The organism is Vibrio sp. TRT 17S01, assembly GCF_050113695.1.
Classification (GTDB): domain Bacteria; phylum Pseudomonadota; class Gammaproteobacteria; order Enterobacterales; family Vibrionaceae; genus Vibrio.
On sequence record NZ_JBNJOG010000003.1, the window covers coordinates 18,790 to 30,600 of the forward strand.

The 11,811-nt window shown below is 45.0% G+C and carries 7 protein-coding genes; 6 read left to right on the forward strand and 1 reads right to left on the reverse strand.

Annotated elements, in window-relative coordinates; translation table 11 throughout:
* The first annotated feature begins 156 nt into the window (after positions 1-156).
* On the forward strand, positions 157-1,020 hold the full coding sequence (gene ypfJ / locus ACQEXS_RS05795) for a KPN_02809 family neutral zinc metallopeptidase (RefSeq protein WP_367989560.1): 864 nt from the start codon (positions 157-159) through the stop codon (positions 1,018-1,020).
* Positions 1,021-1,124: 104 nt separating this feature from the next.
* Here the strand turns inward: ypfJ and ACQEXS_RS05800 are convergent, their stop codons facing one another.
* Entirely contained in the window at positions 1,125-3,035 is a 1,911-nt protein-coding gene (locus ACQEXS_RS05800) for a DEAD/DEAH box helicase (protein ID WP_427013127.1), read from the reverse strand.
* A 365-nt stretch (positions 3,036-3,400) separates the two neighbouring features.
* Between ACQEXS_RS05800 and rnb the strand changes: the two genes are divergently transcribed.
* From rnb to ACQEXS_RS05825, 5 genes are all read left to right on the forward strand, one after another.
* The gene (gene rnb, locus ACQEXS_RS05805; protein ID WP_427013128.1) at positions 3,401-5,404 is read left to right on the forward strand and encodes an exoribonuclease II; all 2,004 of its coding nucleotides are present in this window, start codon (positions 3,401-3,403) and stop codon (positions 5,402-5,404) included.
* A 260-nt stretch (positions 5,405-5,664) separates the two neighbouring features.
* Entirely contained in the window at positions 5,665-7,566 is a 1,902-nt protein-coding gene (locus ACQEXS_RS05810) for a hypothetical protein (protein WP_427013129.1), read from the forward strand.
* 150 nt (positions 7,567-7,716) lie between these two features.
* A complete protein-coding gene (locus ACQEXS_RS05815; protein WP_427013130.1) occupies positions 7,717-8,856 on the forward strand; it encodes a sugar diacid recognition domain-containing protein in 1,140 nt (379 codons plus the stop codon).
* A gap of 185 nt (positions 8,857-9,041) precedes the next feature.
* Positions 9,042-10,394, forward strand: a complete 1,353-nt coding sequence (locus ACQEXS_RS05820; RefSeq protein WP_367989565.1) for a GntP family permease — start codon at positions 9,042-9,044, stop codon at positions 10,392-10,394.
* Positions 10,395-10,418: 24 nt separating this feature from the next.
* A complete protein-coding gene (locus tag ACQEXS_RS05825; protein ID WP_427013131.1) occupies positions 10,419-11,552 on the forward strand; it encodes a glycerate kinase in 1,134 nt (377 codons plus the stop codon).
* The last annotated feature ends 259 nt before the right edge of the window (positions 11,553-11,811 follow it).

The window sequence follows — 11,811 nt, forward strand, 5'->3', positions numbered from 1 at the left end:
CTATGCTGTCCTTATCATAGGAAATAACACTTTTTTCTGTTTTGTCTGAGTAGTGTCAATTTTTATCGATATGCATATATTCGCATTTCTGTTGCTACTTTGTAGAGCTCGTTTGCCTTATTGTTACGTTAGAATTGATAATGAGGTAACACCCCAATGCGTTGGCGTAATTCTGAACAAAGTAACAATATTGACGACCGTAGAGGGCAAAGTCCGGTAAGTGCAGGTGTACCTGCTGCTGGCTTAATTCGGCTACTGCCGTTTTTAATGAGAAGTAAAGTTGGGCGAATCGTTTTGCTTGCTGGTGGCGCATTAATGGCGTACCAACATCTTACTGGAGGAGCATTGCCGGGCATGTCTCCACTAGCAAATGAGTCGACAATTGTTGAAAATGATGAGAATAAACAATTCGTGTCTGCTATCTTGGCGACGACAGAACAGGTTTGGAAATCGAAATTAGGCCCAAACTACCAAGAGCCAACTCTTGTGTTATACAACGGCATGACACAAACAGGGTGTGGGTTAGGTAAAGCGCAAACAGGACCTTTTTATTGTCCTGCAGACAGCAAGGTTTATCTAGATCTCAGCTTCATGGATGAGCTTAAAAAGCTTGGTGCTCCGGGGGACTTTGCGTTTGCTTACGTGATAGCACATGAAGTTGGTCACCATGTGCAAAATCAGGTTGGTACGAGCTCTGAAGTCCATCAATTGCAGCAACGCTCAAATCGAGTGGAAGCGAATAAACTGAGCGTGATGTTAGAGCTGCAGGCGGATTGCTATGCAGGAGTATGGGGACATGAAGTTGATCAGAAAATGGACATGTTAGACATTGGTGATCTAGAAGAAGGTCTCCGTGCTGCAAATTCTGTTGGAGATGATCATCTGCAGAAAATGGCTGGACGTGCTGTTCAACCTGATGCTTTTACTCATGGTACCTCGGCTCAACGAATCGAATGGTTTAAACGAGGATTTGAGTCAGGCGATATGAAGGTTTGTGATACGTTCAATAGCCTAAGTTAAGACGAATAAAAACGCGATGGTAGCATCGCGTTTTTTTAGATTTAAAGTTTCCAGCGCATAAAAAAGGCCACCGTATGGTGGCCTTTGCTGTTCTTTATAGAAGATTACGCTTCTGTGCGGCGTCCACGGCCATGACCACGCTCACCACGATAGTTACCACGGTTATCACCACCACGGTTACGATCAAAACGACGTTCACCATCGCGACCACCTCGGCCGCCTTCACGGTTACCACGGTAGCCACCTTCACGGTTGCCTTCGCGGTTACCACGATAACCACCTTCACGACGGCCACCACCATCGCGATTACCGCGACCGCCGTCACGACCACCACCGCGGCGTGGCTCACGGAAGTCGTTGAAGTCACATACTACAGCGTCAACTTGCTTTTGGCGGATACGCAGTTTGCGTAGTTTACCTGCCGTTTCAGAAGACATAGCTTTTGGTAGCTGAACGTACGTTTCGCCTTGTGCAAGTTTGATTGCACCGATAGAACCTTTTGTTAGACCAAGTTCGTTTGCAAGTGCACCAACGATGTCTTTAACTTGTACGCCTTGTTCGCGACCAACTTGTAATTGGTAAGTATCCCAATCTTGATTGCTAAAGTTACGGTCACGACCGCGACCGTCACGACCACCCTCACGGCGCTCTTTACGACGCTGCTTGTCACGCTCGATTGCTTCAATCATTGGGTCTTCGCCAATGTAGAATAGTGGGCGTTTACCTTGCTGGCGTTTAAGCAAGATAGCAGCAAGTGTTGCTGCGTCTAGCTCTAAAGACTCTTGAAGCTTTTCAACAAGCTCAGAGAATTTATCTAGTGCTTTATGTTCTTTTTCCGTTTCTAGCTCTGTACCTAATTTCGCTAGGCGAGCTTCAGCGACTTTGTCACGATGTGGAAGTTGGATCTCTTCCATTGAAGACTTAGTAACACGCTCGATAGTGCGAAGCATACGAAGCTGGTTAGTACGAACAAGAAGGATCGCTTTACCTTTACGTCCAGCACGGCCAGTACGACCGATACGGTGGATGTAAGATTCGACATCGAATGGGATGTCGTAGTTGAATACGTGCGTGATACGTGGCACATCAAGACCACGAGCAACAACGTCAGTTGCTACTAGAATATCGATAACACCTTGTTTGATGTGATCAACCGTACGCTCACGTAGTGACTGAGGAATGTCACCGTGTAGTGCAGACGCTTTGAAGCCGCGTGCACATAGCCAGTCAGCTAGACGCTCAGTGTCTTGACGAGTACGTACGAATACGATTGATGCGTCTGTCTCTTCCGTTTCAAGTAGACGAGACATTGCTTCGTCTTTTTCTACGCCTTTAACAACCCAGAACTGTTGCTCTACTTTATCTACAGTATGGTTTTTACCAGCTACGTCTACCGTAATTGGATCACGCAAGAAGCGCTCAACAATGTTTTTCAACATTGGAGGCATTGTTGCAGAGAATAGTACACGTTGCGCAGAAGAAGGAGCGTGCTCCATGATCGCCGTTACGTCATCAACGAAGCCCATGTTCAACATTTCATCCGCTTCATCTAAAACGAATGTGTGTACTTCGTCTAGGTGTAGACGATCACGGTTGATAAGGTCTTGAACACGGCCTGGTGTACCTACCACAATGTGAGCACCATTTTTAAGTGCACGCATTTGATCAACGATTGATGTACCACCGTAAATCTCAAGCACTTTCAGGCCAGAGATGTTTTGACCTAGGTTCTTCATTTCTGCTGCTACCTGAATAGCAAGCTCACGAGTTGGTGCTAGAACAATTGCTTGTGGTTTACGTTGTGCCAGGTCAAGCTTGTTGAGCAAAGGCAAAGAGAATGCGGCAGTTTTACCAGTACCCGTTTGCGCTTTACCTAACGCATCAGAACCTTCCATTAGGTGTGGGATTGCTGCTGCTTGGATCGGAGTTGGGGAAACAAAACCCATTCCGTCAAGAGCAGAAAGGATAGAGTCGTTCAGCGCTAAATCGCTAAACTGAATTACAGAATCTGTCATTGGGATCCTACTATATATATGTCAACAAAGGTCCCACGAGCTCTACCAATTCCAATACCAATCCAGAAAAGAGCTGATTCCGTTCAGATGCGGATAAGTCGTAAATCGCATCAAGCCGCTAGGGACGTAAATAAGGGGGCGGATTATTCCCTAAAAGCATAAAAAAAGCCAGAAAAAATTGAAATTCATCACATATTTTTCTCATAACTGGTAAAAGTGGCGAAATTCCCGCCATGAAGCGTTTTACAAAGGAAAAAGCCCTGTCCGGAAAGGCCAAAAATTGCTCGTTTGGAGTGCCGTTTTAATTAGCAAATCCGAGTCGTGGTGTTATAGTGTGGCCAATTATTGATGTTAGACGATTAAAGATGTTTCAAGATAACCCGTTACTCGCTCAGCTAAAGCAACAGATTCAAGAAAACCTTCCTAAAAAAGAAGGGACAATCAAAGCGACTGAAAAAGGCTTTGGTTTCTTAGAAGTCGACAATAAAACCAGTTTCTTCATTCCGCCACCGTACATGAAAAAATGCATTCATGGCGATAAAGTCGTGGCGATCATCAGAACCGAAAATGAACGTGAAGTGGCGGAACCTCAAGAGCTTTTAGAGCAAAGCATGACGCGTTTTATTGGTCGCATCAAATTATTTAAAGGCAAGTTGAATGTTGTGCCAGATCATCCGCTACTGAAAAAGTTATCGCTAAAAGCCAAAGTAACGAAAGGGCTTAAAACGGATGACTTTGCTGAAGGTGATTGGGTCGTTGCCAATTTAACTCGTCATCCATTGAAAGGTGACAATGGTTTCTTTGTTGAGATCTCGGAAAAAATTACCGATGCAGACGACAAAATTGCACCTTGGTGGGTAACGTTAGCTGAGAACGACTTGCCAAACAGTGAGCCTGCTGGCATCGATAACTGGGCGCTAATAGATGATGTGGAGCTAGAGCGCGTTGATATGACGCACGTTCCTTTTGTCACTATCGATGGCGAATCGACCAAAGATATGGATGATGCGCTGTATGCGAAGAAGCTAGATGACGGTAGTTTTGACCTGACGATTGCTATCGCTGACCCAACGGCATACATCACTCCGGACAGTGATATGGATAAGGTTGCGAGAGAACGTGGTTTTACCATTTACCTTCCTGGACGCAACATTCCAATGCTGCCGCGCGATCTTGCTGATGAGTTATGTTCGTTGATGGAGAACGAAGTCCGTCCTGCGCTATGTTGCACAGTGAACGTCGATAAAGATGGTGTGATTGGTGATGACATAAAATTCTTCGCTGCGAAAATCAAATCTCATGCGCGCTTGGTATATGATCACGTTTCTGATTGGTTAGAAAATGGCAAATCAGAAAACTGGGAACCAAGTGAAGCGATTGGCGAAATTGTTCGTGACTTGTATGAATTTTCCCTAGCTCGAGCAAACTGGCGTGAAACACATGCCGTGGTATTCCCAGATCGTCCTGATTATCGATTCGAACTTAGTGAAGACAATGATGTGGTTGCGATTCATGCAGACATGCGCCGCAGTGCAAACCGTTTGGTGGAAGAGTCGATGATCACCGCCAATATTTGTGCGGGTAAAACACTTCAAGCGAGCTTTAACTCTGGTGTGTTTAATACCCATGCAGGGTTCAAACCTGAAAAGATTGAAGATGTAGTAGCACTTGTGAACCCAGAAGGTGATTTGCCATTCACTGCTGAATCCGTTGCGACTCTTGACGGCTTTGCTGCGCTTCGTCGTTGGTTAGCGAGTCAAGAAACATCTTATTTAGATAACCGTATTCGTAAAGCGCAAGCATACAGCGAAATTGGTAATCAGCCGCTGCCGCATTACGCTATGGGCTTAGAGTTATACGCGACATGGACATCACCAATTCGTAAATACGGCGACATGATCAACCACCGTATGCTGAAGGCACATATCTTAGGTAAAGAGCCTGTTCAGACTGCTGATGAGTCGGTGGGTGAAGAGCTCGCTATCCACCGTAAACATCACAAAATTGCCGAACGTAATATAGGCGATTGGTTGTATGCGCGCACGTTAGCGGATGCGCCAGCGAAAGAAACGAAGTTTACAGGTGAGATTTTCGATATTTCACGCGCGGGGGCTCGTGTTCGTTTAGTGGAGAACGGCGCGGCAGCGTTTATTCCAAGTTCTGTGATTGTTGATAACAAAGAACGTATCGAATCGAATGGTGAAAGCGGAACGATTTCGATTGATAAAGAGTTGGTTTATCGATTGGGCGACACGCTAGAGGTGGTTCTTATTGAAGTGAACCAAGAAACTCGGAGTTTGGTGGCTAAGCCAACACAGGTTTTCTCTGAGCCTCAACCTACGGACTCTAAAGAAAACGCGGCAGCATAAATAAGCCATAGTTTAAAAACAAAGCCAGTAATGAAAGCATTACTGGCTTTTTTTATCCCTATTGTTCAATGCATTGTGAAAGCGAAATATGACCCGCTTAAGTCATCTTGTAGACATTACTAATGCCTAATGCTGTTTATTTGCTAGGGGAATTTTTCAATGGCTAATTTTAGCTAAGGTAATTTAAGTAAAATTAACTACTAAAAAACAGAGATTTATATAGATTGGTTTGTCATCAGTAAACAGGTGACTACCCATTTATGAACATAGATAAGCCCAAGACTTTCGTGCTTTCAGTGGCTGTATTACTCATTGTTATTGCTGGATGTAAGCCTCAAGGCCTAGTTTTGAGTGATACTTCTTCGCCACCAAAGATATCAGATGACATAAAAGATAACGACGATACAGAAGAAACTGAGGCTGGCACTTCAGAACCCCCAAAAGAAGCGCTGCAGATAGAAATCCTCGATGTTTCGTTGTTACAAGGGGAAGTCATTGAAGTGCGAGCATCTCTTGTATCGGCACGTGCTAGTCATTCCTCAAAAAGTATCGATTATCAGAATCTGAAAATTAAAATTGATGGTATCCCTGTCCAAGGTATTCCATCAGGAGACGTGCTTGTCATCCCTTGGGAAAAAGTGGGGGCTCAGACAATTGAATTTTCCTATGGCGAACTTGTTGTAAGTAAACAGCTCAATGTTATCGAAAAATCAATGCTCAATGAGGGTGTGTCTTTAATTAAGCTAGGTGAAAACGATGAGCGCTGTTTAACACTTAGCGAATCTTTAGATCAAGTGCGTGTTGAGGTGTGTGATATCAGTAATCCCAAACAGCAATGGCGGTTTAAAGACAGTTCATCAAAGTACTACATTGAGAATGTGTTTTTGCTTGAGTCTGGTGCGGACAAAACGTGTTTAGCGAAGAAAGGCAAAAACGGCCCTCCGTTTTTCCTTAACTGTATTGCCAGCGGAAGTGGCGACTTAACTGGCTTCCGTTTATGGCAAACTCCATCGTTGAATCAGTTTGATAATACCACTGAGCTGTCTCACTACTACACGTCTCGTTTAGGTGGGGATAATAAATATAACCGGTTGATGCTTGAAAATGACAACATCGTAGTGAAAAACGTCCTCGATGCGTCAGACAGAACAACGTGGTTGATTCCTAATATCGAGTTTGCTGATTTTCGACAAAGACGCGTGTTAGGCACAAAGAAAATACTGCTTATTGATACCTACTATTCTGAAAATGGGCCAAGTAGTGAAGCATATGCCGCAAGCGTTAAGGAAACGGTGTTAAGTCAGGAGCCTGATGCCAATTCACTTGCAAGAGGTGTCACTATTGCGTCTCACGGCCGCTTAAACCTTGTTGGCACGTTCATTCCTAACATTGATGTGGGGCCAAAGCCTGATGTGTGTACCAGCAGTGTTGTTGGGCTGGCAAAAGATGCGGTGAAGAACCTTGTTGATCTAAACGACTTTGATTATTACTTCGTGAATACTCAGAAAGTAAAGTGTTCATGGAGTGGATTAGCTGCAACGCCCGGAAAATGGACCATTGCTAATGCGTCTGGTCACAAGATGCAGCTCTGGAACCACGAGTTTGGTCATAACCTAGGGGGATTTCATGCTCGCTCTCTAGAATCTTGCTCACGAGATGCGGGCGGTATCATTCTTGATGAGCAATGTGAGGAAAAAAATCAGAAAGATCCCTCCAATACACTGAATGGGGGAGGAGTGCATTTATTTCCTATCACTTACCATGCGCATACCGGGTGGTTAGATCTTTCAACAGAGCTTCCACGGATTACTAAGCCCGGGCGATACTATTTATCGTCGCTGTGGGGAGATGGTTTGGTACAAGGGTATCGGCTGTTACGCAAGGATGGCAGCTCGATTTTTGTCGAATATAGAAAGCTTCAAAACCAGTTTGAACAGTGGAGTGAAGACGATCCATACATCAATGGGTTGATTGTTCGAATGGCTAAATCTAGTGGGTCAACGATAACGAGTTACATCGTTGACACCAAACCACTCACAACAACCATTCAAGATGCGCCTCTTTCTGTTGGGGAGTATTTCGTTCTTCCAGACATTGGATTGAAAGTGACGTTTGAAACTGCCACCGACGATGGTGCGTTACTGAATGTAGAGGCCTATTAATCGGTTTTGAATCATCGAATAGCGAGCGGATGATTCTTTGCCCTTCCTACTGGAAGGGCTTTTTTGTGACTGGAAGCTAATAACAACACAGCGCGCTCGACTCTGTGCGTGACTGCGCCTATAACGCAGATGGAACGCAGGAGAGTAAACGTGATACTGGACAATCAATTGGCGCAGCAAATTGTCGATCGTACGATGGCAATCATTGGCTACAATATCAATGTAATGAACCACGCTGGGATCATCATAGGGACAGGAGAACCCGCTCGCTTAGGGCAAGTGCATGATGGCGCGATCCTCGCACTAAAGCATGGAGATTCCATTGAACTGACCAAACAGAGCTGCGAGAGCTTAAAAGGGGTCAAGCCGGGCATTAATATGCTACTGCACAGCAACCAACAAGTGGTGGGTATCGTAGGCATCACAGGTGAGCCTGATGAGATCCGAGACTTTGCCAACTTAGTTAAAATGTCTGCGGAAATGATCATTGACCAAGCAGCATTGGTTGAACAGTTGCAGTGGGATCGGCGGCACAGAGAAGAATTCATCACTGCGTGGATCAATAATGAGCTGTCAGCACAAGAGTTAAGTCACTGGGCCGCTAAATTGTCTATCGATCTTTCTCAGCCTCGCGTTGCTGTCGTGATCCAATTCAGGGAAGGTCAGACACCCAAAAGCCTACAAAGTATTCGCAAAGTGGTCGATTTGCTTGAATACCCTCAGCGTGACAACTTAGTGGCGATTTCATCCATGACAGAAATCGTAGTCCTAAAACCTTGTCGCCAAGGGGAAGCGTGGCAAAGCGAACAAGAAAGTGTGCGTATTGATAAGCTGCTTTCTCGTTTATCAGAACACAATATTGATGGGTTTGATATTGCCCTTGGCCAACTCTTTACCTCACCCACGGAGTTATATCGTTCCTATCAAAGCGCAAAGCAAGTACTACTTATTGGCAGACAGCGAAACCCTGAACAAGTTAAGCATTTATACGAAGAGCTGCGGTTGCCAGTATTGCTTGCTCCACTCAATGACTATTGGCAAGGTGAACAAATGTGTTTGTCTATCCGTAAGTTACGAGAAAACGACCGCTCTGGACAATTAATGAAAACCCTTGATGTGTTCTTTCAATGCAATGGGAACTTATCTGAATGTTCTAACTCTTTGTTTATTCATAGGAATACGTTGAGATACCGTTTGGACAAAATCACTGAAATTACCGGGTTGTCAACCACGGAATTTATAGGTTTAGCCGAACTCTATATTGCGTCACAGATCTCAAAATTGAATTAGAATTGTGCGAGTGCACAAAAATGTTATCTAATTGATAAAAATATTTGTTGTATTGCCCAAAGGAATAAACCAGCTTGATGCGGATAATAGACTCTACCCTACAAAGCCTCTTTATCTTCTCTATCCAGCCATGTTGGAAAGAGGGTAAATACAACGAAAAGGCATAGTGACTAAATGGAGTTTTTATGAGTCTTATACTAATCCTATTGGCGGTGATTGCGTTTATCGTACTCGCTACCACCAAATTTAAATTACATCCCTTCCTCGCGTTGATCATGGCGGCATTTTTGGCTGCATTTGCGTATGGCTTGCCCGCCGATAGCATTGCCAAAACCATAGCATCTGGCTTTGGTGGCATTCTCGGTTACATTGGTCTGGTCATTGTCTTAGGTACCATCATTGGGGTGATACTTGAGAAAAGCGGCGCAGCCATTACCATGGCAGATACCGTGATTAAAGTACTTGGTGACCGTTTTCCAACGTTGACCATGAGTATTATTGGTTACATTGTTTCCGTTCCTGTGTTCTGTGATTCGGGCTTTGTTATTCTTAACTCTTTAAAAGAGTCGTTGGCGAAACGTCTTAAAACTTCTAGCGTAGCGATGAGTGTTGCCTTAGCGACCGGTCTATACGCCACTCACACTTTTGTGCCGCCAACGCCGGGTCCAATTGCCGCAGCAGGTAACTTAGGGCTGGAGTCAAATCTAGGTTTAGTGATTGGTGTCGGTATCTTTGTTGCTGGTGTGGCCGCGATTGCCGGTATGCTGTGGGCAAACCGTTTTAAAGATGTTGAGCCTGATGGTGATGAAGAGCTCGATGAAGTGAAACAAGATTGGAAAGCGCTCAAAGCTTCATACGGTGAGCTGCCAACAGCAAGCCAAGCATTTGCCCCAATCTTTGTGCCAATCATTTTGATCTGTTTTGGTTCGATTGCTAAGTTCCCAAGTCACCCACTAGGTGAGGGCTTTGTATTTGATGTTCTGACGTTCTTAGGCCAACCGCTGACCGCCTTGGTTATCGGCCTGTTCTTGTCAGTTCGTTTATTGAAATCAGAGAAGAAGATTGAAGAGTTCGGCGAACGCATTAGCCAAGGTATTACTGCTGCGGCGCCAATTCTATTGATCACTGGTGCCGGTGGCGCATTCGGTGCAGTACTCAAAGCAACACCACTTGGTGAGTATTTAGGTACAACATTGTCGGCGCTCGGTGTCGGTATCTTTATGCCATTCATTGTTGCTGCTGCTTTGAAATCAGCTCAAGGATCGTCAACGGTTGCGCTGGTGACTACTTCGGCATTAGTGGCTCCATTGCTCGGTCAACTAGGCTTGGACTCAGAGATGGGACGAGTACTGACCGTGATGGCAATTGGTGCTGGTGCAATGACGGTCTCTCATGCGAACGATAGCTTCTTCTGGGTAGTGTCTCAATTTAGCCGCATGAAAGTGGGTTTGGCGTACCGTGCTCAAACCATGGCAACGTTAGTGCAGGGTGTCACGGCAATGACACTGGTATATATTCTTAGCCTAGTACTTCTATAACAACCATAACAGCAGGAGTGTGATATGAAAGTGGTTATCGCCCCAGATTCATTTAAAGAAAGCCTGACAGCGAAACAAGTATGTGATGCCATTCAGGCAGGCCTTGCCAGAGAGTGGACTGAGGCAAAATTTGTCTCTGTTCCCGTTGCAGATGGCGGTGAAGGTACGGTGCAGTCGTTGGTTGATGCAACCAATGGTCGTATTGTTGAGGTCAAAGTGACGGGACCACAACACAACGTAGTTGAGGCATTTTACGGTATTTTGGGCGATGACCGCACTGCGGTTATTGAAATGGCAGCAGCCAGTGGGTTACACCATGTTCCAGCAGAGCAGCGTGACCCAAAGTTAACCACCAGTTATGGCACGGGTGAACTCATCCTACATGCTCTTGAACAAGGCATTAGCCGATTCATTATCGGTTTAGGTGGCAGTGCAACAAACGACGCAGGCGTGGGGATGCTTTCTGCATTAGGTGCTCAATTTCTTAAGGCAGATGGTCAGCCGATCATGCCCACCGGCGGTGGACTCACTGAATTAACACAGATCGATGTATCTCGATTAGACGCACGTTTAACGCAATGTGAAATCTTGGTGGCTTGTGATGTAGACAACCCGTTGTGCGGTGAGAAAGGCGCTTCAGCAATCTTTGGCCCACAAAAAGGTGCGTCTGAGCAAGATATCGCGTTGCTGGACCAAGCATTACACAATTTTGGTATGTTAACTGAGCAAGTGACGGGGCAAGATGTGCTTTCTAGACGCGGAGCTGGTGCTGCTGGTGGCATGGGGGCTGCTCTACTTGGATATACCAATGCTATTTTGAAGCCAGGTATCGAGATTGTGCTTGAGACGGTCAACCTTAAAGAGATTGTTAAGGATGCAGATATTGTATTCACCGGTGAAGGGCGCATCGATTCACAGACTGTTCATGGTAAAACCCCAATGGGAGTTGCTCAGGTCGCAAAGCTGTATGACATCCCGGTGATCGCACTTGCAGGGTGTACAGGGCATGGCTATCAAGCGGTTTATCAATGTGGCATTGACGCCGTGTTCGCCGCAGTACCAAGAGCGATGTCTTTGCAAGATGCCATGAAAGAGTCCGATTTTAATCTTGCTGATTTAGCGGAGAATGTTGCACGGCTTTGGTCGCTAACACATTAAATTTATCGTTTTCTTTCCTGTTTATTGCCAGCGTTGTCGCTGGCTTTTTTTATGGCTGTATCTTAGGTTTGCTTTTTTGGGCTCAACATAATTGTGAAATAAATCTTACTTTCATCATTGTCGTGTATAGATAGTGAGACATTTATAAATTTATAAAACGAGGCTACTTTACATACAAATTGAGTAGTCTTAATTTGCCTTATTGTGAAACGAAGTTTTAAAAATATTAAATATAAATTTCAATATAAGGCGGTTTGTT